The sequence below is a fragment of the Streptomyces sp. NPDC012769 genome (genome assembly GCF_042901205.1).
Lineage (GTDB): Bacteria > Actinomycetota > Actinomycetes > Streptomycetales > Streptomycetaceae > Streptomyces.
On record NZ_JBIBCP010000002.1, the window covers coordinates 944,617 to 971,599 of the forward strand.

Below are 26,983 nucleotides of genomic sequence, written 5' to 3' on the forward strand. Positions count from 1 at the left end.
TTCCCGGACCCCGTACCGTTCCCTGATGTGACGACCACCGGCGCCGCCCTCGCCCGTACCCGCCACTGGCTGCGGAATCATCGCCTCGCCTTCGACGCGGGTCTCGCGTTCGTCGTGCTCGCCTGCATGATCACCGGGTCCTTCGCGGACCCGCACGGCAGCCCCAACGGCCCGACCTTCGGCGACCGGGCCCCCACCGCCACCGGTGTCGTGCTCATGCTGCTCGGGGCCCTCGCCCTGGTGTTCCGCCGCCGGTGCCCGATCCCGGTGCTCGCCGTGACCGTCACGGTCTCCCTGTTCGGCCTGGTCGGCGAGGAGCGGCCCGCGCCGGTCGCGATGAGCGCGGTCATCGCCCTCTACACCGTCGCCTCCCGCACCGACCGGCCCACCACCTGGCGGCTCGGGCTCGCCACCATGGCCGTGCTGACCTGCGCCGCCATGGTCTTCGGCCCCACTCCCTGGTACGCGCAGGAGAACCTGGGCGTCTTCGCCTGGACGGGGATGGCCGCGGCGGCCGGGGACGCGGTGCGCAGCCGCCGCGCGTTCGTCGACGCCATCCGGGAACGGGCCGAGCGCGCGGAACGCACCCGCGAGGAGGAGGCCCGGCGGCGGGTCGCCGAGGAGCGGCTGCGGATCGCCCGCGACCTCCATGACGTCGTCGCCCACCACATCGCCCTGGTCAACGTGCAGGCGGGGGTGGCCGCGCACGTCATGGACAAGCGCCCCGACCAGGCGAAGGAGGCGCTCGCGCACGTCCGTACCGCCTCCCGTTCGGCCCTCGACGAGCTGCGCGCCACGGTGGGCCTGCTGCGCCAGTCGGGCGATCCGGAGGCGCCGACGGAGCCGGTGTCGGGTCTGGCGGTCCTCGACGACCTGCTGGCCACCTTCCGCAACGCCGGCCTCCCGGTCGAGCTGACCCGCACCGACGGCGACGCCGCCCTGCCGGCCGCCGTCGACCTCGCCGCGTACCGGATCATCCAGGAGGCCCTGACCAACGTGCGCAAGCACGCCGGCCCGGACGCGCGGGCCGAGGTGAGCGTGCTGCGGGTCGGCCGCACGGTGGAGGTCACCGTCCTCGACGACGGCCCCGCGCAGCAGGCCCCGGCCGACGAGAGCGGCGGCCACGGTCTGATCGGGATGCGGGAACGGGTGACGGCGCTCGGCGGCACGCTGACCGCCGCACCCCGTTACGGAGGCGGCTTCCGGGTGCAGGCGATACTGCCCGTGACCGGCCGCACAGGGGAGGACGAGGAATGACGGGAACCGAGGCGACGCCGCCCATCCGGGTGCTGCTCGCCGACGACCAGGCCCTGCTCCGCAGCGCCTTCAAGGTCCTGGTGGACTCCGAGCCCGACATGGAGGTCGTCGCGGAGGCCGCCGACGGGGCCGAGGCGGTGGCGCGGGCCCGCGAGACCAAGGCGGACGTGGTCCTGATGGACATCCGGATGCCCGGCACGGACGGCCTCGCCGCCACCCGCATGATCACCGCCGACCCGGAGCTGTCCGCCGTACGGATCGTCATGCTGACCACCTTCGAGGTCGACGAGTACGTGGTGCAGTCGCTGCGCGCCGGTGCCTCCGGCTTCCTCGGCAAGGGCGCGGAGCCGGAGGAGCTGCTCGGCGCCATCCGCATCGCGCACGCCGGCGAGGCGCTGCTCTCCCCGGCGGCCACCAAGGGCCTGATCGCCACCTTCCTCGCCCAGGGCGGCGGCGCCGACCCGGAGCGGGAGACGGCTCCGTCGTACGCGGTGCGCCTCGCGGCGCTCACCGCCCGGGAGCGGGAGGTCCTGGTCCTGGTCGCGGGCGGGATGTCCAACGACGAGATCGCCGAGCGGCTGTACGTGAGCCCGCTGACCGTCAAGACGCACGTGAACCGGACCATGGCCAAGCTGGGCGCCCGTGACCGGGCCCAACTGGTGGTGACCGCCTACGAGTCGGGGTTGGTACGTCCGAGGGTGGAGTGAGGCGGGGGCCCGGCGTACTCCAGACGCGGTATGCGCGGCATAAGGAATTGGGTCCGGGGGCCGAGGATCCGGCCGTCTCCATGGCTGATCGTAAAGGCGGGCACCCTCAGGGGCTCTTCCCGCCCGCCCGGTCGCCCGCCTGCCGAGTACGCCACAGAAACGAGTCCCCATGTCCTGGCTGTCCAGATTCAGCCTCGCGCAACGGGCCCTGATCGGGCTGATGTCCCTCGTCGCGCTCCTTTTCGGAGCGATAGCGATACCGCAGCTGAAGCAGCAGCTCTTCCCGTCGATCGAGCTGCCGATGGTCTCGATCATCGCCCCGTACCAGGGCGCCTCGCCCGACGTGGTCGAGAAGCAGGTCGTCCAGCCGCTGGAGAACAACCTCAAGGCCGTCGACGGCATCAAGGGCATCACGTCGACCGCCTCCGAGGGCAGCGCCGTCATCATGGCGAGCTTCGACTACGGGGACGAGGGGACCAAGCAGCTGGTCGCCGACGTCCAGCAGGCGGTCAACCGGGCCCGGGCGACGCTCCCGGACACGGTCGACCCGCAGGTGGTCGCCGGCTCCACCGACGACATCCCGACCGTCGTCCTCGCCGCCACCTCCGACAAGGACCAGCAGGCACTGGCCGACCAGCTGGAGCGGACCGTCGTCCCGGCCCTTGAGGACATCGACGGCGTCGCCCAGGTCACCGTCGACGGCGTCCAGGACCTCCAGGTCTCGGTCACTCCCGACGACCGCAAGCTCGCCGCGGCCGGTCTGACCGGCATGAAGCTCGCCGAGGCCCTCAGGAACGGCGGCGGCACCATGCCGGCCGGCTCGTTCTCCGAGGCCGGCAAGAGCCGCACCGTCCAGGTCGGCGGCGGCTACACCTCGCTGAAGCAGATCGAGGACCTGCGGATCAAGCCCGAGAAGGGCAGGGCGGTACGCCTCGGCGACGTGGCCACGGTGAAGCAGGAGGAGTCGAGCCGGGTCTCCCTGACCCGTACCAACGGCCGGCCCAGCCTCGCCGTCATGGCCACCATGGACAAGGACGGCAGCGCCGTCGCCATCTCCGACGCCGTCAAGGACAAGCTGCCCGAGCTGCGCCGGGACCTCGGCGCGGGCGCCGACCTCACCGTCGTCTCCGACCAGGGCCCGGCCGTCGCCAAGTCGATCTCCGGCCTCACCACCGAGGGCGCCCTCGGCCTCGTCATGGCCGTCCTCGTCATCCTGGTCTTCCTCGCCTCGCTGCGCTCCACCCTGGTCACGGCGGTGTCCATCCCGCTGTCGGTCGTCCTCGCCCTGATCGTGCTGTGGACCCGTGACCTGTCGCTCAACGTGCTGACCCTCGGCGCGCTCACCATCGCGATCGGCCGGGTCGTCGACGACTCGATCGTGGTCCTGGAGAACATCAAGCGGCACCTGGGCTACGGCGAGGAGCGGCAGGCCGCCATCCTCACCGCGGTCCGCGAGGTGGCCGGCGCGGTCACCTCCTCGACGCTCACCACGGTCGCCGTCTTCCTGCCGATCGGCCTGGTCGGCGGCATGATCGGCGAGCTGTTCGGCTCCTTCTCGCTGACCGTCACCGCCGCGCTGCTCGCGTCGCTGCTGGTCTCGCTGACGGTGGTCCCGGTCCTCTCGTACTGGTTCCTGCGTGCTCCGAAGGGCACCTCGAAGGACCCGGAGGAGGCCCGCAGGCTGGCCGAGGAGAAGGAGGGCCGGAGCCGGCTGCAGCGCGCGTACGTGCCGGTGCTGCGGTTCGCGACCCGTCGCCGTCTCACCAGCGTGGCCATCGCCCTGGTGGTGCTGTTCGGCACCTTCGGCATGGCGCCGCTGCTGAAGACCAACTTCTTCGACCAGGGCGAGCAGCAGGTCCTGACCGTCAAGCAGAAGCTGGCGCCCGGCACCAGCCTCTCCGCCTCCGACGAGGCCGCGAAGAAGGTCGAGAAGGTCCTCGCCGCCACCGAGGGCGTCAAGGACTACCAGGTCACCGTCGGCTCGTCCGGCTTCATGGCGGCCTTCGGCGGCGGCACCGGCGCCAACCAGGCCTCCTTCCAGGTGACCCTGGAGGACTCCGCCTCGTACGAGAAGACCCGCGACGCGATCGACGCGGGGCTCGGGAGGCTCGACGGCATCGGCGACACCTCCATCGCGGCCGGTGACGGCTTCGGCAACCAGGACCTGAGCGTGGTCGTCAAGGCCGGTGACCCGGAGGTCCTGAAGAAGGCGTCCGAGCAGGTCACGAAGGCGGTCGGGGAGCTGAAGGACGTCACCGACGTGCAGAGCGACCTGTCGCAGTCGGTGCCCCGGATCTCGGTGCGGCCGAACGACCGGGCGGCGGACGCCGGCTTCGACGCCACCACCCTCGGCATGATCGTCTCGCAGGCCGTACGCGGCACCCCGGCCGCCAAGGCGGTCCTGGACGACACCGAGCGGGACGTCCTGATCACCTCGGCGAGGCCGGCGACCACGCTGGCCGAGCTGAAGGCGCTGCCGCTCGGCCCGGTGCGGCTGGGCGACGTCGCCGCCGTCGAGCTGGTTCCCGGCCCGGTCTCCATGACCCGGATCGACGGCGCCCGCGCGGCGACGATCACGGCCAAGCCGACCACCGACAACACGGGCGCGGTGAGCGCCGCGCTGCAGACGAAGCTCGACGGCCTCGACCTCCCGGAGGGCGCCACCGCCTCCGTCGGCGGTGTCTCCGAGGACCAGGCCGAGGCGGCGAGCAGCATGGCCCTGGCGATGCTGGCGGCCGTGGCGATCGTCTTCATGCTCCTGGTCGCGACCTTCCGGTCCCTCATCCAGCCGCTGATCCTGCTGGTCTCCATCCCGTTCGCGGCGACCGGCGCGATCGGCCTGCTGGTGGCGACGGACACGGCGATGGGCGTCCCGGCGATGATCGGCATGCTGATGCTGATCGGCATCGTGGTGACCAACGCGATCGTCCTGATCGACCTGATCAACCAGTACCGGGCCCAGGGCCTGGGCGTGGTCGAAGCGGTGGTCGAGGGCGGACGGCACCGGCTCCGTCCGATCCTGATGACCGCGCTGGCGACGATCTTCGCGCTGCTGCCGATGGCGCTCGGCGTCACCGGCGAGGGCGGCTTCATCGCGCAGCCGCTGGCCGTGGTGGTGATCGGCGGTCTGATCACGTCGACGCTGCTGACGCTGCTGCTGGTGCCGACGCTGTACGCGATGGTGGAGCTCCGCAAGGAGCGCCGCGCGAAGAAGAAGGCGGCGAAGAAGGCGGCCAGGTCGGGCAAGAAGGGCGACGGGGACGACAACCCGCAGCAGCCCGACGTCACGCCGGTGGACGCGACGCTGCTGGACGCGCTGGATCTCTGATCCGTAGGTCACTGAGTACGTCACGGATCCTTACGGCATGACGAAGGGGCGCCCCGCGAGTGACGCGGGGCGCCCCATCCGTACCCGCGTACCGAGGATCGGGTACGCGCGGAATCGTTACGGCAGCGCCAGCATCCGCTCGAGCGCCAGCTTGGCGAAGGACTCGGTCTCCCGGTCCACCTGGATCTGGTTGACCAGGTTGCCCTCGGCCAGCGACTCCAGGGTCCACACCAGGTGCGGCAGGTCGATCCGGTTCATGGTCGAGCAGAAGCAGACCGTCTTGTCGAGGAAGACGATCTCCTTGCCCTCGTCGGCGAAACGGTTCGCCAGACGGCGGACCAGGTTGAGCTCGGTGCCGATGGCCCACTTCGAGCCGGCCGGGGCCGCCTCCAGGGTCTTGATGATGTACTCCGTGGAGCCCACGTAGTCGGCCGCGGCGACGACCTCGTGCTTGCACTCGGGGTGGACCAGCACGTTGACGCCCGGGATGCGCTCGCGCACGTCGTTGACCGAGTCCAGCGAGAAGCGGCCGTGCACCGAGCAGTGACCCCGCCACAGGATCATCTTCGCGGCGCGCAGCTCCTCGACGGTCAGGCCGCCGTTGGGCTTGTGCGGGTTGTAGAGCACGCAGTCGTCCAGGGACATGCCCATGTCGCGGACGGCGGTGTTGCGGCCCAGGTGCTGGTCCGGCAGGAAGAGCACCTTCTCGCCCTGCTCGAAGGCCCAGTCCAGGGCCTTCTTCGCGTTGGACGAGGTGCAGATGGTGCCGCCGTGCTTGCCGGTGAAGGCCTTGATGTCGGCGGAGGAGTTCATGTACGAGACGGGCACGACCTGCTCGGCGACGCCGGCCTCGGTCAGCACGTCCCAGCACTCGGCGACCTGCTCGGCGGTGGCCATATCGGCCATCGAGCAGCCGGCGGCCAGGTCCGGCAGGACGACCTTCTGGTCGTCACCGGTCAGGATGTCCGCCGACTCGGCCATGAAGTGCACGCCGCAGAAGACGATGTACTCCGCCTCCGGCTTGGCGGCGGCGTCGCGGGCGAGCTTGAACGAGTCGCCGGTGACGTCGGCGAACTGGATGACCTCGTCGCGCTGGTAGTGGTGCCCGAGGACGAAGACCTTGTCCCCGAGCTTCTCCTTGGCGGCGCGGGCGCGCTCCACCAGGTCGGGGTCGGACGGCGACGGGAGGTCGCCGGGGCACTCCACGCCGCGCTCGCTCTTGGGGTCGGCCTCGCGGCCGAGCAGGAGAAGGGCGAGCGGCGTCGGCTGGACGTCCAGGGGCTGGGCGGTGGTCACGTCACGCACCCTTTCTGCGGTGAGCCTCGATAAGCCTTTTCGTCGAAATGACGCTATCTATCATAACCGCTTCACGTCACTTTGACGATGTCCATAGTGTCGATGTGACGAATTCGCCGTCCGCGTCTCTGGACACGGTGTGCGAGCATGAAAGGGAAAGACACGCCTCGGCCCGGAATGAATCCGCGGCCCCGCCGGTTGCAACCGTCGGCAAGCAGTCTCCGTACCAACCCGGGAGAGAAGCAGATGTCCGTATCGGACGAGAAGACCACTGTCAGCGACGGCATCCTCCTGTCCGACGCCGCCGCGGCCAAGGTCAAGGCCCTGCTCGACCAGGAAGGCCGCGACGACCTGGCCCTGCGCGTCGCCGTTCAGCCCGGTGGCTGCTCCGGCCTGCGTTACCAGCTGTTCTTCGACGAGCGCTCGCTCGACGGCGACGTCGTCAAGGACTTCGGCGGCGTCAAGGTCGTCACCGACCGCATGAGCGCTCCCTACCTGGGCGGCGCCTCGATCGACTTCGTCGACACCATCGAGAAGCAGGGCTTCACGATCGACAACCCGAACGCCACGGGCTCCTGCGCCTGCGGCGACAGCTTCAGCTGAGGCGACCGGCCCCGCCCGAGCCCCAGGGCGCGGGCGGGCCGTGCGCACGCGCGAGGGCGGCACCCGGAATCCCCGGGTGCCGCCCTCGCGCGCGTTCGGCCGATGGTTCCGCGCTACTTCCGCGGGACCGCCTGCCCGCTCGCCCCGTCCACGACCTGCCGGTCACCCAGCGGCTGCTGCAGCGTCACCGTCTTCGTCACCTCGACGGCGACCATGATGCAGGCCCTGCCCGGCTCGGTCGGCTTCTCGTCGACCCGCACGAGCACCTTCTCCGGAGTCTCCCGGGCGGTCACCGTGTAGGTGCTGCACACCCCGCCCCAGAAGGTCACCGACAGCTTCCTTCCGTCCGACTCGGTCCGGTACGCGTCGATCCGCCGCACCGGCTCCTTCGACTCCTCCGGCGGCGCCGGGGACTCCTGGGCCACCGCCGTCCGCACCACCGTGAACGGCTTCGCGCCCGGCTTCTCCCGCGCCTGGAACAGCCACGCCGGTACGAGCGCCTGCTCGCCCTTCACGTCCTGCGCCGCGAGCCCGAAGACGGCGCCCGTGACCTCCACCACCTTCGGCGCGGCGGTCTCACCCGAGGGCTCGCAGGGCGCCTGCGGCAGATCGTCCGAGCCGCCCATCACGTCCGCCGCCGGCGGGGCCGTCGCACAGCCCCCGATCCCGACCGACCCCGACCCCTTCGCCTCCGCGTTCAGCGCGTCGAGGGCCTGCCGCGCCCCGATCACCGGCTGGGACTCGCTCCTCACCGGCTCCTTCAGGCGCCCGCTGCCGGCCAGCACGGAGCCGTCGGGCCCCACGTGGAGTCCGGTCGACCAGCCGTACGTGGGCAGGCCGTCGACCACCGGGTCGGCGTTGACCACCCGTACCGAGCCGTTCATGAGCTGGCTCGCGTCCAGCTTCGCGTCGTCCTGGCCGATCGCCTTGAGCACCGGCGCCACCGCCGCCTTCGCCGCGGCCTCGCTCACCGGCGAGCCGGCGCCGGTCGGCGGCTTGGCCGCTCCCGGCGGCGGGCAGGCCTTGCCCTTCAGGCAGGTGTCGCCGATCGGGCCGCCGTCGTGGCGGCTGAGGCTCCAGCTCCCGGGCGCCTTCGCCGAGACGTCCAGGCGCGGGCCCGAGCCGTCCTTCTCCGGGGCCAGCTGCCACACCTCGCCCACGAGCCGCGGGGTGCCCGCGACGCCGAGCGCCTGTGCCAGCCGGGTCACCTCCGCCGAGGTGACCCGGCCCTCGGGCCGGTGGACAGCGGCCGAGGAAGGCCCCTGGGGGAGGGGGCCCCTGGCCTGGTAGACGGTGCCGCCGGAACCGCCGCCGGGGTCGGGCTCGCCCGGGGCGATCCCCGGACCGTCGCCGCCCCTGGCCGCCGCGTCCTGCGCCGCCGGCGCCTCACGTACCGCCTCACCGCTGCCGTCGGACGCCGTGGCGGCGTAGTACACGCCCCCGCCGCTCACGAGGACGACCCCCGCCGCCACCGAGGCGACGAGGAGCGGACCGCGCCTCCTCGGCCGGACCTCCGGCCGGATCTCCGTACTGCTCACCACACGCTCCTTCCCAAGGACACCCCTGGGACGGGAGCGGCGCCCGATCGGTTCCGGGCGCCGTACCGGATTCTCAGATTCCGTACTCGGGGGTGGCGGCGATCAGCCGGGCCGAGTCGGCCGGGACCTCGACGCCGTGGATCAGCGCGGGGGAGACCGGAGCGGCCACCGGACTTGACGGAGTCACCCAGTGCGGGGCCATCCGCGCACCGTCACCGCACAGCTCGGCGAGGCTGAACTCGGACTCCTGGGGCTCCTGGGGAGCGGGGTACGGGGTCATGGCCGCACCGTACGCATGCCCGGGCTCCATGGAAAAGACCTACTCTGGGGTAGTTTCCACTGTTCGGCATCCGCGTTCGCACCCGGTAGCGTGAACTGTCATTACCGTCATCCCCGCAGGAGCGTCCCAGCCGTGCGTATCGCAGTCACCGGCTCCATCGCCACCGACCACCTCATGACCTTCCCGGGCCGGTTCGCCGACCAGCTCGTGGCGGACCAGCTCCACACGGTCTCGCTCTCCTTCCTCGTCGACAACCTCGACATCCGGCGGGGTGGCGTCGGCCCGAACATCTGCTTCGGCATGGGACAGCTCGGCGGCAACCCGATCCTCGTGGGCGCGGCCGGCTACGACTTCGACGAGTACCGCGCCTGGCTTGACCGGCACGGCGTCGACACCGCCTCGGTCCGCATCTCCGAGGTCCTGCACACGGCCCGCTTCGTGTGCACCACGGACAAGGACCACAACCAGATCGGCTCCTTCTACACCGGTGCCATGAGCGAGGCCCGGCTCATCGAGCTGAAGGCCGTCGCCGACCGCGTGGGCGGCCTGGATCTGGTCCTCATCGGCGCCGACGACCCGGAGGCGATGCTCCGCCACACCGAGGAGTGCCGCGCCCGCGCGATCCCCTTCGCCGCCGACTTCTCGCAGCAGATCGCCCGCATGGGCGGCGACGAGATCCGCACCCTCCTCGACGGGGCCACCTACCTCTTCTCCAACGAGTACGAGAAGGGACTCATCGAGTCCAAGACCGGCTGGACCGACCAGGAGATCCTGGAGCGCGTCGGCCACCGCGTCACCACCCTCGGCTCGCGCGGTGTCCGCATCGAGCGCGTCGGCGAGGACCCGATCGAGGTCGGCTGCCCGGAGGAGGAGGCCAAGGTCGACCCGACCGGCGTCGGCGACGCCTTCCGGGCCGGCTTCCTGACCGGTCTGTCCTGGGGCGTCGGCCTGGAGCGCGCCGCCCAGGTCGGCTGCATGCTCGCCACCCTGGTGATCGAGACCCTGGGCACCCAGGAGTACACCCTGCGCCGCACCAACTTCATGGAGCGCTTCACCAAGGCCTACGGCGACGAGGCCGCCGCCGAGGTCCAGGCCCACTTCGCCTGACCCGCCCACGCGTGACGCGTGAGCCCCCGGGAGTACGTCCCCCGGGGGCTCCCGTACGTCAGGAGAGCCGCCGCACCACGTACGCCGTGCCGCCCTTCGGGGACGGCTCCTCGCCCACGTACTCCTGGCCGCGCATCTCGCACCAGGCCGGGATGTCCAGACGGGCGGCCTCGTCGTCGGAGAGCACGGTCACCGTGCCGCCCACCGGCACCCGGCCGATCACCTTGGCCAGCTCGATCACCGGGATCGGGCAGCGCTTCCCGAGCGAGTCCACCACCAGCGTCTGGGCCGCGCCGGGCGCCGCCGCCGGCTCCGGGGCGCCGAGCCGGTCCCGTACGGACCCGACCAGACCCGGCAGCGCCCCGAGGAAGCGGTCCACGTCCTCCTCCGTCGTGCCGGCCGGCAGCGACACCCGGACGTTCCCCTCGCTCAGCACGCCCATCGCGCGCAGCACATGGCTGGGCGTCAGCGTCGAACTCGTACACGACGAACCGGACGAAACGGAGAAACCCTCCCGGTCCAGCTCGTGCAGCAGCGCCTCCCCGTCGACATAGAGACAGGAGAAGGTGACGAGATGCGGCAGCCGGCGCTCCGGATCGCCCACCACCTCCACGTCCGGCACCAGCTCCGGCACCCGCGCCCGGATCCGGTCCACCAGACCCCGCAGCCGCGCCCCCTCGGCCGCCGCCTCCGCCCGCACCGCCCGCAGCGAGGCCGCCGCCGCCACGATCGCCGGCAGGTTCTCGAAACCGGGCGCCCGCCCCGACTCCCGCTCGTCCGCAGGGCCTTGCGGGGCGAACCGGACACCCTTGCGCACGGCGAGCAGCCCGACCCCCGCCGGCCCGCCCCACTTGTGCGCGCTCGCCGCGAGCAGCGACCAGCCCTCCGGCACCGGGCCCCAGCCCAGCGACTGCGCCGCGTCCACGAACAGCGGCACCCCGGCCGCCCGGCAGGCCTCCGCCACCGCGGCCACCGGCTGCTCGGTGCCGACCTCGTGATTGGCGGACTGCAGACAGGCGAGCGCCGTACGGGAGTCCAGCGCGCCCGCGAAGACCTCCGGGTCCACCGCGCCGGACCGCCCCACCGGCACCTCGGTCACCGACCCGCCGGCCGCCGTGTGCGCCTCGCCGGCGTGCAGCACGGAGGAGTGTTCGACCGCCGACACCACGAGCCGGTCCCCGACACGCCGACGCGCCGCGAGGGCCCCGGAGATTCCGGCGTGAACCGCGCGCGTCCCCGAAGGAGTGAAGACCAGCTCGTCCGGACGGCACCCCACCGCCTCCGCCGCCGCCTCCCGCGCCGCGTCCAGCAGCATCCGCGCCCGCCGCCCCTCCCGGTAGAGCCGGGCCGGATCGGCCCAGCCCTCGTCCAGGGCGGCGAGCAGCGCCTGACGGGCGACGGGGTGCAGCGGGGCCGCGGAGGCGGCGTCGAAGTACGGCATCCGCCCACGCTAACCCCGCGCGGATGATCCGCCGTCAGAAGGCCCGCCCGCGCCGCCGGTCCGTCACCGGTCCGCCGCCGTGCGGCCCAGGGAACCCCGCCCCCGGGCCGCTCGCGGAAGGAAGGAGTCCACCCCTTCGGGGACTCGGACGGCGCGTTGGGCACCCTCCCCGCGCGACCCCAAATAGCGTCCAGTAGGGTTTGGTCCGCATAAACATCCAAACCCCTGCCCGCGGCCGGGGCGGCGACCGACCAGCGAGACGGACGGCCGTGGCCGACCAACGCGGGCCGAGACTCTCGGGAAGGCGCTACGTGAGTCCCAACGGCTCCGACCGCTCGTCGCGGCGCCCGATGCGGCGGAAGCTGCCGCAGGTGCTGACTGCGGGCCTGATCCTGGCGACAGCCACCGGCTGCTCGTACAACTGGGAAGACTTCCCCCGCCTGGGCATGCCCACCCCGGTGACCGAAGAGGCTCCGCGGATCCTCTCCCTCTGGCAGGGCTCGTGGGCGGCTGCGCTCGCCACCGGCGTCCTGGTGTGGGGCCTGATCCTGTGGGCCACCATCTTCCACCGGCGCAGCCGTACCAAGGTCGAGGTACCTCCGCAGACCCGGTACAACATGCCCATCGAGGCGCTGTACACGGTCACCCCGCTCATCATCGTCTCGGTGCTCTTCTACTTCACCGCGCGTGACGAGTCCAAGCTGCTCGAGCTCTCCGCCAAGCCCGCCCACACCATCAACGTGGTCGGCTACCAGTGGAGCTGGGGCTTCAACTACGTCGAGAACGTCCCCGGTGTCACGGGCGACGGCAAGACGGACAAGAACCTCGCGGCCATTCCGGACAAGTACAAGGAAGCGTTCCCGGCGAACGCGGGCGGTGTCTACGACTACGGCATCCCCGGCACGCGGAACCCGCAGACCGGCAACCCGGGCCCGACCCTGTGGCTGCCGAAGGGCGAGAAGGTCCGGTTCGTCCTGACCTCCCGTGACGTCATCCACTCCTTCTGGGTGGTGCCCTTCCTGTTCAAGCAGGACGTCATCCCGGGTCACACCAACGTCTTCGAGGTCACCCCGACCCAGGAGGGCACCTTCCTCGGCAAGTGCGCCGAGCTGTGCGGTGTCGACCACTCCCGGATGCTCTTCAACGTCAAGGTGGTCTCCCCGGAGCGCTACCAGCAGCACCTGAAGGAGCTGGCGGAGAAGGGGCAGACCGGCTACATCCCGTCGGGCATTGCGCAGACGGACCCGGCCAGGAATGCGGAGAAGAAGCAACTGTGAGCATCCTCAACGAACCCCAGGGTGCGGCCGCGGCTGAGGACTCGTACGAGAACGAGCTCCCGGTACGCCGCAAGCAGCCCGGCAACGTCGTGGTGAAGTGGCTGACGACCACCGACCACAAGACCATCGGTACGCTGTACCTGGTCACGTCGTTCGCCTTCTTCTGCATCGGCGGCCTGATGGCGCTCTTCATGCGCGCCGAGCTGGCCCGTCCGGGTACGCAGATCATGTCGAACGAGCAGTTCAACCAGGCGTTCACGATGCACGGCACGATCATGCTGCTGATGTTCGCGACGCCGCTGTTCGCCGGTTTCGCGAACTGGATCATGCCGCTGCAGATCGGCGCCCCGGACGTCGCGTTCCCGCGACTGAACATGTTCGCCTACTGGCTGTACCTGTTCGGCTCGCTCATCGCGGTGGCCGGCTTCCTCACCCCGCAGGGTGCGGCCGACTTCGGCTGGTTCGCCTACTCCCCGCTGTCGGACGCGGTCCGCTCGCCGGGCGTCGGCGCCGACATGTGGATCATGGGTCTGGCCTTCTCCGGCTTCGGCACGATCCTCGGCTCGGTCAACTTCATCACCACGATCATCTGCATGCGCGCTCCGGGCATGACGATGTTCCGCATGCCGATCTTCACCTGGAACGTGCTGCTGACCGGTGTCCTGGTCCTGCTCGCCTTCCCGGTCCTGGCGGCCGCGCTGTTCGCCCTGGAGGCGGACCGCAAGTTCGGTGCCCACGTCTTCGACGCGGCCAACGGCGGTGCCCTGCTGTGGCAGCACCTCTTCTGGTTCTTCGGACACCCAGAGGTGTACATCATCGCCCTGCCGTTCTTCGGCATCATCTCCGAGGTCATCCCGGTCTTCAGCCGCAAGCCGATGTTCGGCTACATCGGTCTGGTGGCCGCGACCATCGCGATCGCCGGTCTGTCCGTGACCGTGTGGGCCCACCACATGTACGTCACCGGTGGCGTGCTCCTCCCGTTCTTCTCCTTCATGACGTTCCTCATCGCCGTACCGACCGGTGTGAAGTTCTTCAACTGGATCGGAACGATGTGGAAGGGCTCGCTGTCCTTCGAGACCCCGATGCTCTGGGCCGTCGGCTTCCTGATCACCTTCACCTTCGGTGGTCTGACCGGCGTCATCCTGGCCTCGCCCCCGATGGACTTCCACATCTCCGACTCGTACTTCGTGGTCGCGCACTTCCACTACGTCGTCTTCGGCACCGTGGTCTTCGCGATGTTCTCCGGCTTCCACTTCTGGTGGCCGAAGTTCACCGGCAAGATGCTGGACGAGCGCCTCGGCAAGATCACGTTCTGGACGCTGTTCGTGGGCTTCCACGGCACGTTCCTGGTGCAGCACTGGCTGGGCGCCGAGGGCATGCCGCGTCGTTACGCGGACTACCTGGACGCCGACGGCTTCACCGCCCTGAACACGATCTCGACGATCTCGTCGTTCGTCCTCGGTCTGTCGATCCTGCCGTTCTTCTACAACATCTGGAAGACCGCCAAGTACGGCAAGAAGATCGAGGTCGACGACCCGTGGGGCTACGGCCGTTCGCTCGAATGGGCGACGTCCTGCCCGCCGCCGCGGCACAACTTCCTCACCCTGCCGCGGATCCGTTCCGAATCCCCGGCGTTCGACCTGCACCACCCTGAGATCGCGGCTCTCGACCAGCTCGAGAACAAGCCTCACGAGGTGGCGGCCCTCAGCGGCGGCAAGGAGGCCGGCAAGTGAAGATCCAGGGCAAGATGTTCATCTGGCTGAGCGTCTTCGTCCTCGCCATGGCAGTGCTCTATGGCGTGTGGTCGAAGGAGCCGGTCGGTACGACGGCGCTGTTCCTGGCCTTCGGCCTGTGCATCATGGTCGGCTACTACCTGGCCTTCACGGCCAAGCGGGTCGACGCCATGGCGCAGGACGACAAGGAGGCCGACGTCGCGGACGAGGCCGGCGAGGTGGGCTTCTTCGCCCCCCACAGCTGGCAGCCGCTCTCGCTGGCCATCGGTGGTGCGCTCGCCTTCCTCGCCATGGCGCTGGGCTGGTGGCTGCTGTACTTCTCCGCTCCGCTGATCCTGGTCGGCATCTTCGGCTGGGTGTTCGAGTTCTACCGCGGTGAGAACCAGAACCAGTAGCAGCACCCCGTAACACCCCGAGGGGCCCGGTCACTTCGTCCGACGAAGCGGCCGGGCCCCTCGTTTGCCCCGCTCGGCGCGCTGGGCGCGAGGAATGTTCTTAACGTGAGGTCATGAACGACACGCCGCGCAATCGGACCGTTCCGATCTGCACTCTTATGGCCCTCACCGTCGTCGCGGGCGCCACCGCGTGTGCGGGCTCCGGAGACCATCCGCTGTCGGCGAGGCCCTACGACGCGGCGGACCAGGTCGCCTTCAACGCGCCCGCCGGCGGGAGGAAGGCCGACCCCGAGAAGCCTCTGGAGATCACCGCCAAGGGCGAGGAGAGCCGGATCACCGACGTCACCGCCCTCGACGAGTCCGGGCACCACCTGGCCGGCGAGCTCACCGCGGACGGGCGGAAATGGCGCTCCACGGCCGCGCTGGCGGCCGGCGCCCGCTACACCGTGCGGGTGGCCACCGAGGACGCGGACGGCGCCCCAGGGGCCCGTACGTTCACCTTCGAGACGGCACCGGCCAAACGGGCCCTCACCGTCACGTTCGGCCCGGAGGAGGGCAAGTACGGCGTCGGCCAGCCCGTCACCGCCGACCTCAGCCTCCCCGTGAAGGACAAGGCGGCCCGCGCGATCGTCGAACGGGCCCTCAAGGTCCGCTCCGTACCGGCCGTGGAGGGCTCCTGGTACTGGGTGGACGACAAGAAGCTCCACTACCGTCCGAAGGAGTACTGGCCCACCGGCGCGACCGTCACCGTGACCGGCAACCTGGCGGGCCTCAAGGTCGGCGACAAGCTCTACGGCGGCGAGTCCAAGCCGCTCAAGCTCACCATCGGCGACCGCATCGAGGCCGTCGCCGACGCCGGCTCCCACCACATGACGGTCCGCCGCAACGGAGAAGTGATCAACACCATTCCGGTGACCACCGGAAAACCGGGCTTCTCCACCCGTAACGGGATCAAGGTGGTGCTCGGCAAGGAGTACTACGTACGGATGCGGGGCACCAGCATCGGCATCGCCGAGGGCAGCTCCGAGTCGTACGACCTGCCCGTCTACTACGCCACCCGGGTGACCTGGAGCGGCGAGTACGTGCACGCCGCCCCCTGGTCCGTCGGCTCCCAGGGCGTCGCCAACGTCAGCCACGGCTGCGTCGGCATGTCGACCGGCAACGCCGCCTGGTTCTACAAGACCGTCCGCCCCGGTGACATCGTCCGCGTCGTCAACAGCTACGGCCAGATGATGGACACCTTCGGCAACGGCTTCGGCGACTGGAACCTGCCCTGGGACAAGTGGCGCAAGGGCAGCGCCCTGGTGGCCGACACGGGCAACCCCATGGCCACCGAGGACGCCAAGGCCCGCCTGCGGCCCTCTCTCTGAGGGGCGGGGTGCTACGCGTCGATCGAGAGGCGCGAGCGCAGCAGGGACGCCAGGGACGCCGCGAAGTCCACCGGTTCCACCGGAAGGGTGACCGCGGCGTCCGCGCGGCTCCAGGTGGCCAGCCAGGCGTCCTGCGGGCGGCCGATCAGCAGCAGGACCGGAGGACAGTGGAAGACCTCGTCCTTGATCTGCCGGCACACGCCCATGCCGCCGGCCGGCACCGCCTCGCCGTCGAGCACGCACACGTCGATGCCGCCCTGTTCCAGGGCCGTCAGCACGGCGGGCAGCGTCGCGCACTCGACGAACTCGACCGGGGGAACATCGGCGGCGGGCCTGCGGCCGGCCGCCAGGCGGACCTGCGCGCGGGTGTTCGCGTCGTCGCTGTAGACCAGGACCGTGGCGCTCGACTGCATCGTTCCTCCGTGAAGGTGGTCGGTCGTTGCGCGGATGCTACTCCGCTCCACAGCCCGTCAACACCCGTTCAACACCTGTTCGAAGGGTGGCGGAACGCCGCTTGGATGGGCCGTTCGGGCTGGACACGCACCCCGGACACTCCGAACGGCACCCCCCGGAGTGAGGGCGGGATAAGCGACCGACATAATGTCGGTCGTGGCGACAGTAACGACAGTAGAAACAGGGCACGCGCACCCGTCGGTCAATCGACCGAACCTCACCAGCGTCGGAACCATCATCTGGTTGAGCTCCGAGCTGATGTTCTTCGCGGCCCTCTTCGCGATGTACTTCACCCTGCGATCCGTGATGGGCGCGGAGTACTGGGCGGAAAAGGCGCACGCCTTGAACCTCCCGTTCTCCGCGACGAACACCACGATCCTGGTGCTCTCCTCTCTCACCTGCCAGCTCGGCGTCTTCGCCGCGGAGCGGGGCGATGTGAAGAAGCTCCGGTCGTGGTTCATCATCACGTTCGTGATGGGCGCGATCTTCATCGGCGGCCAGGTCTTCGAGTACACCGAGCTGGTCAAGAAGGACGGCCTCTCGCTGTCCTCGGACCCGTACGGCACGGTGTTCTACCTGACCACCGGCTTCCACGGCCTGCACGTGACGGGCGGTCTCATCGCCTTCCTGCTGGTCCTGGGCCGGACGTACGCCGCCAAGAGGTTCACTCACGAGCAGGCAACCGCCGCCATCGTCGTGTCCTACTACTGGCACTTCGTCGATGTCGTCTGGATCGGCCTCTTCGCCACGATCTACTTGATCAAGTAATCGGGCCCCGCCTCCGGGCGGGCCGACTCATCCAGCAAGCATCGACGCAGAAGATCCTGACACCGGGGTAATCCGTGAAAAAGCTCTCCGCACGACGACGCCATCCGCTGGCGGCGGTCGTCGTCCTACTTCTCGCGCTGGCGGCAACTGGGGGGCTGTACGCCGCGTTCGCGCCCGCGGGCACGGCCAAGGCCGACGAAACCGCCCAGTCCCTCGCCATCGAGGAGGGCAAGAAGCTCTACTCCGTCGGTTGCGCCAGCTGCCACGGAACCGGCGGTCAGGGCACCTCTGACGGCCCGTCCCTGGTCGGCGTGGGCTCGGCAGCCGTGGACTTCCAGGTCGGCACGGGCCGTATGCCGGCCCAGCAGCCGGGCGCCCAGGTCCCGAAGAAGAAGGTCGTCTACTCGCAGGCTGAGATCGATCAGCTCGCGGCGTACATCGCCTCCCTCGGCGCCGGTCCGATCACGCCGACGGAAAGCCAGTACAGCCCTGAGGGCGCGGACATCGCCAAGGGTGGCGAGCTGTTCCGCTCCAACTGTGCCCAGTGCCACAACTTCACCGGCGAGGGCGGCGCGCTGACCTACGGCAAGTACGCCCCCAGCCTCGAGGGCGTGGACCCGAAGCACCTCTACGAGGCCATGCAGACCGGCCCGCAGAACATGCCCTCCTTCCCCGACACGACGATGCCGGAGCAGCAGAAGAAGGACATCATCGCCTACGTCCAGGCCGTCAACGGCGAGAAGTCCGACAGCCCGGGTGGTCTCAAGCTGGGCGGGCTCGGCCCCGTCAGCGAGGGTCTCTTCGGCTGGATCTTCGGTCTGGGCGGACTGATCGCAGTTGCCATCTGGGTCGCGGCCCACACCGCTAAGGCCAAGAAGTCATGAGTACGCAAGAGAATTCAGAAGAGAACCTGCCGACCGCGCAGGACACCGCGCACGGCGCGGTGAAGGTCGCCGACGACCCGTTCGCCGACCCGGGCCTCCCGCCCCACAAGCCGCGCATCCAGGACATCGACGAGCGGGCCGCCAAGCGGTCCGAGCGTGCGGTCGCCTTCATGTTCACGCTGTCGATGCTGGCCACGATCGGCTTCATCGCCTCGTACGTGATCTTCCCGGTCGACAAGATCGTGTACATCTGGCCCTTCGGCCGGGTGTCCGCGCTCAACTTCGCCCTGGGCTGGACGCTCGGCCTGGCCCTGTTCTTCATCGGCGCGGGCGCGGTCCACTGGGCCCGTACCCTCATGTCCGATGTCGAGGTCGCCGACGAGCGTCACCCGATCGAGGCGTCGCCCGAGGTCAAGGCCAAGGTCATGGCGGACTTCGCGGCCGGTGCCGCCGAGTCCGGCTTCGGCCGCCGCAAGCTCGTCCGCAACACGCTCTTCGGCGCGCTGGCCATGGTGCCGCTCTCCGGTGTCGTGCTGCTGCGTGACATGGGTCCGCTGCCCGAGAAGAAGCTCCGGTCCACCATGTGGGCCAAGGGCAAGCAGCTCATCAACATGAACACGCACGAGCCGCTGCGTCCCGAGGACGTCGCGGTCGGTTCGCTGACCTTCGCGATGCCCGAGGGCCTCTCGGAGCACGACCACCACTTCCAGACCGAGATCGCCAAGGCTGCCCTGATGATCGTCCGGATCCAGCCGGAGGACATCAAGGACAAGCGCGAGCTCGAGTGGTCGCACGACGGCATCGTCGCCTTCTCGAAGATCTGCACCCACGTCGGCTGCCCGATCTCCCTGTACGAGCAGCAGACGCACCACGTGCTCTGCCCGTGCCACCAGTCCACCTTCGACCTGTCCGACGGCGCCCGTGTCATCTTCGGCCCGGCCGGCCACGCCCTCCCGCAGCTGCGGATCGGCGTGAACGACAAGGGCTTCCTGGAGGCGCTCGGCGACTTCGACGAGCCCGTCGGCCCTGCCTTCTGGGAGCGCGGATGAGCACTGTGACCAATACGCAGAAGAAGGCGCCCGCCGGTGAGCGGGTCGCCGACTGGGCCGACGGCCGCCTGGGGATCTACACGCTGGCCAAGGCCAACATGCGGAAGATCTTCCCGGACCACTGGTCCTTCATGCTGGGCGAGGTCTGCCTCTACAGCTTCCTCATCATCATCCTGACGGGCGTCTATCTGACGATGTTCTTCCACCCGTCGATGAACGAGGTGGAGTACACCGGACCGTACGTCCCGCTCCAGGGACAGCTGATGTCCGAGGCGTTCAACTCGACCATGCACATCTCCTTCGAGGTGCGCGGTGGTCTGCTCATCCGGCAGATCCACCACTGGGCGGCGCTGATCTTCATCGCCGGCATGTTCGTGCACATGATGCGCGTGTTCTTCACCGGCGCGTTCCGCAAGCCGCGTGAGATCAACTGGCTGTTCGGCTTCCTGCTGTTCTTCCTGGGCATGTTCACCGGCTTCACCGGTTACTCGCTCCCGGACGACCTGCTCTCCGGCACCGGTGTCCGCTTCATGCAGGGCGCGATCCTGTCCGTGCCGATCGTCGGCACGTACCTGTCGATGTTCCTGTTCGGCGGGGAGTTCCCCGGCGGCGACTTCGTCGCCCGGTTCTACTCGGCGCACGTGCTGCTGCTCCCGGGCATCATGCTCGGCCTGGTGGTCGCCCACCTGATCCTGGTGTTCGTCCACAAGCACACGCAGTTCGAGGGCCCCGGCCGCACGAACAAGAACGTCGTCGGCATGCCGCTGCTGCCGGTGTACATGGCCAAGGCCGGAGGCTTCTTCTTCCTGGTCTTCGGTGTCATCGCGGTCATCTCGGCGATCGCCTCGATCAACCCGATCTGGGCGCTCGGCCCCTACCGTCCGGACCAGGTGTCGACCGGCGCCCAGCCCGACTGGTACATGGGCTTCGCCGAGGGTCTGATCCGTGTCATGCCGGGCTGGGAGATCAACATCTGGGGCCACACCCTGGTCCTGGGCGTGTTCATCCCGCTGGTGATCTTCCCGCTGGTCCTGGCGGCCATCGCGGTCTACCCGTTCATCGAGTCCTGGATCACGGGCGACAAGCGCGAGCACCACATCGCACAGCGCCCGCGCAACGCTCCGACGCGCACCGCCTTCGGTGTCGCCTGGATCACCGCGTACATGATCATGCTCATCGGTGGTGGAAACGACATCTTCGCCACCCACTTCCACCTGTCGATCAACGCGATCACGTGGTTCGTCCGGATCTTCTTCTTCGTCGGACCGGTCATCGCGTTCATCGTCACCAAGCGGATCTGCCTCGGCCTCCAGCGCCGGGACAAGGACAAGGTGCTGCACGGTCGCGAGTCCGGCATCATCAAGCGCCTGCCGCACGGTGAGTTCGTCGAGGTCCACACCCCGCTCAGCCAGGGCGAGCTGCACAAGCTCACCGCGCACGAGCAGTACGCGCCGGCCGAGCTGCCGCCGGCCGTCGACGAGAACGGCGTGGAGCGCAAGATCGGCCGCATGGAGAAGCTCCGGGTCAAGCTCAACCGGGGCTACTACGGCGCGGACAACCAGATCGCCAAGCCCACCGTCGAGGAGTACAAGGAGATCCAGAGCGGCCACGGCCACCACTGATCACCTTGACCTCCTGATGTAGGTCGCCACGGCGAGAGCCCCGTCCATTCGATGGACGGGGCTCTTTGCCGTTCCCGGAGATCGATAGGGTGGGGGCACTCTGTAGACACGTACGTACGCACACACCAGGAGCGACCATGAGCGCTGCGAACCCCGCTGGAGGCGACACCGCGGCGGGCCGCTCCTGGCCCGTCGTCCTGGACGGTCTGCTGAACGGCCGCGACCAGAGCGCCGAGGACACCGCCTGGGCCATGGACCGCATCCTGCGCGGCGAGGCGACGGACGCGCAGATCGCCGGCTTCGTGGTCGCCCTGCGCGCCAAGGGCGAGACCGTGGAGGAGATCACCGGTCTCGTCCGGACCATGTACGCGCACGCCAACACCATCGAGGTGCCGGGAGCCACCGTCGACATCGTCGGCACCGGCGGTGACGGCGCCAAGACGGTGAACGTCTCCACCATGTCGGCGATCGTCGTGGCCGGTACGGGTGCCAAGGTCGTCAAGCACGGCAACCGGGCCGCGTCCTCGGCCTCCGGTGCCTCCGACGTCCTGGAGAAGCTCGGCGTCAACCTTGAGCTGACCCCGCGGCGGGTCGCCGAGGTCGCCGAGGAGGCCGGGATCACCTTCTGCTTCGCGGTGAAGTTCCACCCGGCGCTGCGCCATGTGGCGATGGCCCGCAAGGAGCTGGGCATCCGCACGGTGTTCAACTTCCTGGGCCCGCTGACCAATCCGGCAAGGGTCAGGGCCCAGGCCACCGGAGTCGCCGACGCCCGGATGGCCCCGATCGTCGCCGGGGTGCTCGCCGAGCGCGGTTCCTCCGCGCTGGTCTTCCGGGGAGACGACGGCCTGGACGAGCTCACCACCACGGCCACCTCGCGGGTGTGGATCGTCCGGGACGGCACCGTCCGCGAGGAGCACTTCGACCCGCGTGACGTCGGCATCGACCTGGTGCCCGTGGAGGCCCTGCGCGGTGCCGACGCCTCGTACAACGCCGACGTCGCCAGGCGGCTGCTCGCCGGTGAGACCGGTCCGGTACGGGACGCGGTGCTGCTCAACTCGGCGGCGGCGCTGACCGCCCTGGAGCCGGGGGAGGGCACCCTCGTGGAGCAGCTTCGGGCCGGCATGGAGAAGGCGGCCGAGTCCCTCGACTCCGGTGCCGCCCGGCGCGCCCTGGAGCGGTGGGTCGCCGTCAGCAACGCGTAGGTGTCACAGCGCGCGGCCCCGTCCGGAATACGGACGGGGTTGCGCGCCGACGATCAGTTGGCATAGCTTCTGAACCAGGTCATGAGTGACAGCCATCAAGGCCCCGGCCGGCTGTCCGGCAACCCTCCGTCCGTGGCGGGGTGCCCCGGGTGAAGACCAGGCCGTGGACAAAAAGGTCCGCGGCAAGCGCGGACCCCTGCAATCCCTGGGGTCCTTGGTCCTCAAGGGAGCAGTCTCGTGAGCAAGCGAATGCGTTAGGGCCTCGAAGCCCCTTCTTCGTCACCCCCTTTTCCCTTTCCGTGCCTCCGCGGCCGTGTGTCCCGTCGCGTCGAGGCGCTGAATTCGCCTGCCCTGAACGGGAGTTCGCCATGTCCGTGATCACCGCTGCCGCCGACCAGTCCCTTTGTGCCCCTCTGGCCGTTCTGGGCCGGGATGTCACCGTCCCGCTCGTCACCGGCGGCGAGGTCACCTACGCGGCGCTCGACTACGCGGCCAGCGCCCCGGCCCTCCAGCGGGTGTGGGACGACGTCGCCGCGTACGCCCCCTACTACGGCAGCGTCCACCGCGGCGCCGGGTACCTCTCCCAGCTCTCCACCGACCTCTTCGAGAACAGCAGGGTCACCGTCGCCGAGTTCCTCGACTGCCGCCCCGGCGACGAGGTCGTCTTCACCCGCTCCACCACCGACTCGCTCAACCTGCTGGCCCAGGTGCTCCCCGCCGACTGCCAGGTCTTCGTCTTCGAGACCGAGCACCACGCCTCCCTGCTGCCCTGGAGGGACGCCCGCGTCACCTACCTCAACGCGCCGCGCACCCCCGAGCAGGCCGTGGAGACCCTGGAGCGCGCCCTCGCCGAGCGCGACCCGTACGGCCCGGCCCTGGTCTGCGTGACCGGAGCGTCCAACGTGACCGGTGAGCTGTGGCCGGTGCGGGAACTGGCCTCCGCGGCGCATGCGCACGGTGCGCGGATCGTCCTCGACGCCGCCCAGCTGGCGCCCCACCACCCCGTCTCCGTGAGGGAGTTGGACGTCGACTGGGTCGCCTTCTCCGGGCACAAGCTGTACGCGCCGTTCGGCTCCGGCGTCCTCGCCGGCCGGGCCGACTGGCTGCGGGACGCCGAGCCGTACCTCGCCGGCGGCGGCGCCTCCCGCACGGTGGCGCGCCGGGCCGACGGCGGTGTGGACGTGGAGTGGCACACCACCGCGGCCCGGCACGAGGCCGGCTCCCCCAACGTCATCGGCGTCTACTCCATCGCCTCCGCCTGCAAGGCCCTCACCGAGGCCGGCTTCGACCGGCTCGTCGCCCGGGAGCGGCACCTGATCGCGAAGGTCCGCGAGGGCCTGGCCGAGGTGCCCGAGGTGCGGGTCCTGTCGCTCTTCGGCGACGAGGCCCCCCGCGTCGGCGTCATCTCCTTCGTCGTGGAGGGCTGGAACAGCTCCCACTTCGCCGCCGCGCTCTCCGCCGAGTACGGCATCGGGGTCCGCGACGGCCTGTTCTGCGCCCACCCGCTGGTGCGCACCCTGCTCGGCAGCGACCCGCAGGACCCGGGCGCGTGCGGCGCCCCCGACGCGGCCCCCGGCGAGAGGTCCCTCAACGCGATCCGGGTCAGCTTCGGCGCGGGCACGCCCGACGAGCACGTGGAGCGGTTCGTCGGCGCGGTCCGGGAACTGGTCCGCGACGGCGCCCGGTGGACGTACCGCACCGAGGACGGCCGCTGCGTCCCGGACCGCGGCTGACCGCTCCCTCATACGGGTGAAGCCGGCCTCCCGCGGGGGAGAGGCCGGCTTCACCGTGTCCGTACCGCCGTCAGGACTCCAGACCGATGGCGAAGGCCGCGTCCAGGTCGTGCTGGGAGTAGGCGCGGAACGCGACGTGCGTGTCGGTGGCCTCGACGCCCGGGATCTTGGAGATCCGGCCGGGGATCACGTCGGCCAGGTCGTCGTGGCGCGCCACCCGGACCATGGCGATCAGGTCGTAGGTCCCGGTGACGGAGAAGACCTCGGTGACGGAGTCGATCGCGGCGATCGCCTCGGCGATCTCGGGGATGCGGTCCACGCTGGTCTTGATGAGCACGATCGCGGTGATCACGGCTGGCTTTCTCCCTCGGTGGCCGCGGCTGGGGGTTTCACTCTATCGGCACGCCCGTACCGCGCCCACGCGTAGACGAAGCCGATGCCGAAGCCCAGCACGTGCGCCAGGTACGCCACCCCCGGCCCCGAGCCCGCCGAGCGGGCGGCCAGCCACTGGAGCACGAACCAGAAGATCAGCACGATCCAGGCCGGGAAGCGCAGCGGCAGGAAGAAGAGGAACGGGAAGAGGCTGGTCACCCGGGCGCGCGGGAAGAGATGGAGGAAGGCCCCGAGCACTCCCGAGATCGCCCCCGACGCACCCACCAGGGTCTGCTCGCTGTCCGCGTGCGCCACCGCGTACCCGAGCAGTGCCAGACAGCCGCACCCCAGATAGAACAGACCGAAGCCGATCCGGCCCATCCGCTCCTCGGCCATCGCCCCGAACACGTACAGGAACAGCATGTTGCCGAGCAGGTGCAGCCAGCTGCCGTGCACGAAGAGGGCGGTCAACGGGGTCAGCAGGGCGCGTGGATCGCCGCCGGTCAGCTCCGCGGGGATCACGCCCCAGCGCCGGAAGTACGTGCTCTGCGCCACGAGCAGCTCGTGACCGGTGCCGTACACCGGGTTCAGCCCCGACGCCGGGCTCGCCGCGAAGAGCAGCACGCAGCCGGCGATGAGGCCGTAGGTCACGGTCGGTCCGTTCCGGGCGCCCCGCCAGGCGCCGAGGGTCACGCCCCGCCAGTCGATCATGGACAGATCATGGCGTACCCGGGCCCACCTGGACAGAGTGCCTCGCCGTGTCATGGGGTACCCGCGAGGCCGTAGGGTTACGGGCAGTACTCCCGCAGTTCGACGGCGCACCGCGGGCCCGTGAAGCTCGTACGAAAGAGGACGGCACGATGACGACGGTTCCCCTGCCGACCGCCGACACCCGCTGGCGCTGCACGCTCTGCGGCAACCTGACCCGCTTCGATGTGACCCGCTCGTCCAAGGTCGTCGAGTACGTCCATCTGGACCTCGCCGGAGAGCCCAAGGTGGAGGAGCGCGAGGTGGTCAGTGAGACCATCGAGTCGGTCCGCTGCCGCTGGTGCAACGCGGTGGACCAGATCGAGTTGGTGGACAGGCCGGGCGCCGCTTCCTGAGAAGCGGCCCCCAGAGGGCGACGACAGGGAGAGGGGTGACGGATCGTGGAGCAGCCCGCGCACGGTGATGAGCCGACGGGCTCGGCGGACGACGCCGCCGAGGCGCTCGACCGGCCCCTGCCCGAAGCCGTGCGGCGGAAGGTCGTCGCGCTGGTCGCGGACGCCTTCGGCGGGCTGACCGTCGCCGAGCTGCCGGCCCCGCTGCGGCAGTACGCCCGTTTCACTGCCCCCCGGCGGGCCAAGTTCGCCGGGAACGCGATGGCCGCCGCCCTGGAGAGCGACCCGCTGTTCCGGCAGCGGATCGGGGAGCGCTTCAAGGAGTCCCAGCCCGAGCTCGCCGGGGCGGTGGAGTCCGGTGCCGTGCCCGCCGCGGCCGACCCGGTCGACGTGGCGGCCGCGGCCTATGTGCTGCGCCCGGCCGGCTGGGGCAAGCTGGTGGCCGCCGCCGGCGAGGAGGCGCAGCGCGCCGACGCCGAGCGGGCCGACGAGGCGAGCCGGCGTGAGCTGCAGCGGCTGCGCGAGGAGGTCGCGGGCGCCAGGGAGCGCGCCCGGGCCGAGACCGAGCAGCTGCGGCACGATCTGGAGGCGGCCCGCAAGGAAGCCGAATCGCTTCACCGCAAGCTGCGCAGCGCACAGAGCGACGTCAAGCGCGGCGAGGCCGCGCTGCGGCGCGTCCAGGCCGAGATCGACACCGCGCGGACCGAGGCCGCCGCCCAGGTGTCGGCCGCCGAGAGCGAGACCCGGCGCCTCAAGGCCCGCCTCGCCGAGGTGGAGGCCGCGCTGGAGGCCAGCCGGCGGGCCGCCCGCGAGGGCCGCTCGGTGGAGGACATGCGGCTGCGGCTGCTCCTGGACACGGTGCTCGACGCCGCCCAGGGGCTGCGCCGTGAACTCGCCCTGCCCCCGGTGTCGATGCACCCCGCGGACACCGTGGACGCCGTCGAGCCCGGCCGGATGTCGCCGAAGGACATCGCGGCGCGCGCCCTGTCCGAGACCGACCCGGCGCTCCTCGACCAGCTCCTCGAACTGCCCCAGGCGCACCTGGTGGTGGACGGCTACAACGTCACCAAGACCGGCTATCCGACGATGCCGCTGGAGAAGCAGCGGCTGCGGCTGCTCGGCGGTCTGTCCGCGCTCGCGGCCCGCTCCGGCGCGGAGATCACCTGTGTCTTCGACGGCGCCGAGCTCGCGGCGCCGGTGCTGCTCGCGCCGCCGCGCGGGGTGCGGGTGCTGTTCTCCAAGCCCGGTGTGACGGCCGACGAGCTGATCCGTCAGCTGGTGCGCGCCGAGCCGCCCGGGCGCCCGGTCGTGGTGGTGTCCACCGACCGCGAGGTGGCCGACGGGGTCGCCAAGTCCGGTGCGCGGCCCGTGGCCTCCGCGTTGTTGCTGAAGAGGCTTTCGCGCCTCTCGTGACCTCTCGTCACCGCTGGGCACTCCTGGGCTGGATGTCCGGATTGTTGTCCGCGCA

General features: G+C 70.3%; 24 protein-coding genes and 1 riboswitch. Of the genes, 17 read left to right on the forward strand and 7 right to left on the reverse strand.

Going from position 1 to position 26,983, the window contains the following annotated elements; genetic code table 11:
- The first annotated feature begins 27 nt into the window (after nucleotides 1-27).
- The 3 genes from ACFY7C_RS13345 (at nucleotide 28) to ACFY7C_RS13355 (ending at nucleotide 5,292) form a co-directional block, all read left to right on the forward strand.
- On the forward strand, nucleotides 28-1,257 hold the full coding sequence (locus tag ACFY7C_RS13345; protein ID WP_389648387.1) for a sensor histidine kinase: 1,230 nt from the start codon (nucleotides 28-30) through the stop codon (nucleotides 1,255-1,257).
- Nucleotides 1,254-1,964: a response regulator gene (locus tag ACFY7C_RS13350; protein WP_389648390.1), complete on the forward strand. Its 711-nt coding sequence runs from the start codon at nucleotides 1,254-1,256 to the stop codon at nucleotides 1,962-1,964. The genes ACFY7C_RS13345 and ACFY7C_RS13350 overlap by 4 nt, the downstream gene beginning before the upstream one ends.
- Before the next feature lie 169 nt (nucleotides 1,965-2,133).
- Nucleotides 2,134-5,292, forward strand: a complete 3,159-nt coding sequence (locus tag ACFY7C_RS13355; protein WP_389648393.1) for an efflux RND transporter permease subunit — start codon at nucleotides 2,134-2,136, stop codon at nucleotides 5,290-5,292.
- Nucleotides 5,293-5,409: 117 nt separating this feature from the next.
- Here ACFY7C_RS13355 and nadA read toward each other — a convergent pair whose 3' ends face one another.
- Nucleotides 5,410-6,597: a quinolinate synthase NadA gene (nadA, locus tag ACFY7C_RS13360; RefSeq protein ID WP_389648396.1), complete on the reverse strand. Its 1,188-nt coding sequence runs from the start codon at nucleotides 6,595-6,597 to the stop codon at nucleotides 5,410-5,412.
- A gap of 237 nt (nucleotides 6,598-6,834) precedes the next feature.
- Between nadA and ACFY7C_RS13365 the strand changes: the two genes are divergently transcribed.
- Nucleotides 6,835-7,191: an iron-sulfur cluster assembly accessory protein gene (locus tag ACFY7C_RS13365; protein ID WP_019885637.1), complete on the forward strand. Its 357-nt coding sequence runs from the start codon at nucleotides 6,835-6,837 to the stop codon at nucleotides 7,189-7,191.
- A gap of 113 nt (nucleotides 7,192-7,304) precedes the next feature.
- On the opposite strand, the gene ACFY7C_RS13370 is transcribed toward ACFY7C_RS13365, so the two are convergent.
- Nucleotides 7,305-8,729, reverse strand: a complete 1,425-nt coding sequence (locus ACFY7C_RS13370; protein WP_389648399.1) for a hypothetical protein — start codon at nucleotides 8,727-8,729, stop codon at nucleotides 7,305-7,307.
- A 73-nt stretch (nucleotides 8,730-8,802) separates the two neighbouring features.
- The gene (locus ACFY7C_RS13375; RefSeq protein WP_389648402.1) at nucleotides 8,803-9,009 is read right to left on the reverse strand and encodes a hypothetical protein; all 207 of its coding nucleotides are present in this window, start codon (nucleotides 9,007-9,009) and stop codon (nucleotides 8,803-8,805) included.
- Nucleotides 9,010-9,141: 132 nt separating this feature from the next.
- On the opposite strand from ACFY7C_RS13375, the gene ACFY7C_RS13380 reads away from it, so the two are divergent.
- Nucleotides 9,142-10,116, forward strand: a complete 975-nt coding sequence (locus tag ACFY7C_RS13380) for a carbohydrate kinase family protein (RefSeq protein ID WP_389648404.1) — start codon at nucleotides 9,142-9,144, stop codon at nucleotides 10,114-10,116.
- A gap of 58 nt (nucleotides 10,117-10,174) precedes the next feature.
- Here the strand turns inward: ACFY7C_RS13380 and ACFY7C_RS13385 are convergent, their stop codons facing one another.
- A complete protein-coding gene (locus ACFY7C_RS13385) occupies nucleotides 10,175-11,557 on the reverse strand; it encodes a cysteine desulfurase/sulfurtransferase TusA family protein (protein WP_389648406.1) in 1,383 nt (460 codons plus the stop codon).
- A gap of 311 nt (nucleotides 11,558-11,868) precedes the next feature.
- Here ACFY7C_RS13385 and coxB point away from each other — a divergent pair, with 311 nt between their 5' ends.
- The 4 genes from coxB to ACFY7C_RS13405 all read left to right on the forward strand — a co-directional run bounded on the left by coxB (nucleotide 11,869) and on the right by ACFY7C_RS13405 (nucleotide 16,332).
- The gene (gene coxB, locus ACFY7C_RS13390; RefSeq protein WP_389648410.1) at nucleotides 11,869-12,834 is read left to right on the forward strand and encodes a cytochrome c oxidase subunit II; all 966 of its coding nucleotides are present in this window, start codon (nucleotides 11,869-11,871) and stop codon (nucleotides 12,832-12,834) included.
- Nucleotides 12,831-14,567, forward strand: a complete 1,737-nt coding sequence (gene ctaD / locus ACFY7C_RS13395; RefSeq protein ID WP_389648413.1) for a cytochrome c oxidase subunit I — start codon at nucleotides 12,831-12,833, stop codon at nucleotides 14,565-14,567. Before coxB ends, ctaD begins: the two co-directional genes overlap by 4 nt.
- Entirely contained in the window at nucleotides 14,564-14,962 is a 399-nt protein-coding gene (locus ACFY7C_RS13400; protein ID WP_389648415.1) for a cytochrome c oxidase subunit 4, read from the forward strand. The genes ctaD and ACFY7C_RS13400 overlap by 4 nt, the downstream gene beginning before the upstream one ends.
- A 113-nt stretch (nucleotides 14,963-15,075) precedes the next feature.
- Nucleotides 15,076-16,332, forward strand: a complete 1,257-nt coding sequence (locus ACFY7C_RS13405; RefSeq protein WP_389648418.1) for an Ig-like domain-containing protein — start codon at nucleotides 15,076-15,078, stop codon at nucleotides 16,330-16,332.
- Between the two features lie 11 nt (nucleotides 16,333-16,343).
- Here the strand turns inward: ACFY7C_RS13405 and ACFY7C_RS13410 are convergent, their stop codons facing one another.
- Entirely contained in the window at nucleotides 16,344-16,745 is a 402-nt protein-coding gene (locus ACFY7C_RS13410) for a hypothetical protein (protein ID WP_389648420.1), read from the reverse strand.
- Between the two features lie 187 nt (nucleotides 16,746-16,932).
- Between ACFY7C_RS13410 and ACFY7C_RS13415 the strand changes: the two genes are divergently transcribed.
- From ACFY7C_RS13415 to ACFY7C_RS13440, 6 genes are all read left to right on the forward strand, one after another.
- Complete coding sequence (locus ACFY7C_RS13415; protein WP_389648422.1) at nucleotides 16,933-17,553, forward strand: heme-copper oxidase subunit III; 621 nt, start codon at nucleotides 16,933-16,935, stop codon at nucleotides 17,551-17,553.
- Between the two features lie 74 nt (nucleotides 17,554-17,627).
- Nucleotides 17,628-18,437: a c-type cytochrome gene (locus ACFY7C_RS13420; protein ID WP_389648425.1), complete on the forward strand. Its 810-nt coding sequence runs from the start codon at nucleotides 17,628-17,630 to the stop codon at nucleotides 18,435-18,437.
- Complete coding sequence (locus ACFY7C_RS13425) at nucleotides 18,434-19,486, forward strand: Rieske 2Fe-2S domain-containing protein (RefSeq protein ID WP_389648429.1); 1,053 nt, start codon at nucleotides 18,434-18,436, stop codon at nucleotides 19,484-19,486. The genes ACFY7C_RS13420 and ACFY7C_RS13425 overlap by 4 nt, the downstream gene beginning before the upstream one ends.
- Entirely contained in the window at nucleotides 19,483-21,108 is a 1,626-nt protein-coding gene (locus ACFY7C_RS13430) for a cytochrome bc complex cytochrome b subunit (protein ID WP_389648432.1), read from the forward strand. The genes ACFY7C_RS13425 and ACFY7C_RS13430 overlap by 4 nt, the downstream gene beginning before the upstream one ends.
- A gap of 137 nt (nucleotides 21,109-21,245) precedes the next feature.
- Entirely contained in the window at nucleotides 21,246-22,310 is a 1,065-nt protein-coding gene (trpD, locus tag ACFY7C_RS13435) for an anthranilate phosphoribosyltransferase (protein ID WP_389648435.1), read from the forward strand.
- 77 nt (nucleotides 22,311-22,387) lie between these two features.
- Nucleotides 22,388-22,505: riboswitch (SAM riboswitch) on the forward strand.
- A 173-nt stretch (nucleotides 22,506-22,678) separates the two neighbouring features.
- Nucleotides 22,679-24,043, forward strand: coding sequence for an aminotransferase class V-fold PLP-dependent enzyme (locus tag ACFY7C_RS13440; protein ID WP_389648438.1), 1,365 nt, complete (start codon nucleotides 22,679-22,681; stop codon nucleotides 24,041-24,043).
- Nucleotides 24,044-24,113: 70 nt separating this feature from the next.
- On the opposite strand, the gene ACFY7C_RS13445 is transcribed toward ACFY7C_RS13440, so the two are convergent.
- Together ACFY7C_RS13445 and ACFY7C_RS13450 are read right to left on the reverse strand one after the other, a co-directional pair.
- The gene (locus ACFY7C_RS13445; protein WP_389648440.1) at nucleotides 24,114-24,395 is read right to left on the reverse strand and encodes an Lrp/AsnC family transcriptional regulator; all 282 of its coding nucleotides are present in this window, start codon (nucleotides 24,393-24,395) and stop codon (nucleotides 24,114-24,116) included.
- On the reverse strand, nucleotides 24,392-25,126 hold the full coding sequence (locus ACFY7C_RS13450) for a rhomboid family intramembrane serine protease (protein ID WP_389648443.1): 735 nt from the start codon (nucleotides 25,124-25,126) through the stop codon (nucleotides 24,392-24,394). Before ACFY7C_RS13450 ends, ACFY7C_RS13445 begins: the two co-directional genes overlap by 4 nt.
- Before the next feature lie 149 nt (nucleotides 25,127-25,275).
- Between ACFY7C_RS13450 and ACFY7C_RS13455 the strand changes: the two genes are divergently transcribed.
- Together ACFY7C_RS13455 and ACFY7C_RS13460 are read left to right on the forward strand one after the other, a co-directional pair.
- Nucleotides 25,276-25,518, forward strand: coding sequence for a hypothetical protein (locus ACFY7C_RS13455; RefSeq protein WP_345489112.1), 243 nt, complete (start codon nucleotides 25,276-25,278; stop codon nucleotides 25,516-25,518).
- 45 nt (nucleotides 25,519-25,563) lie between these two features.
- Nucleotides 25,564-26,928: an NYN domain-containing protein gene (locus ACFY7C_RS13460; protein WP_389648446.1), complete on the forward strand. Its 1,365-nt coding sequence runs from the start codon at nucleotides 25,564-25,566 to the stop codon at nucleotides 26,926-26,928.
- The last annotated feature ends 55 nt before the right edge of the window (nucleotides 26,929-26,983 follow it).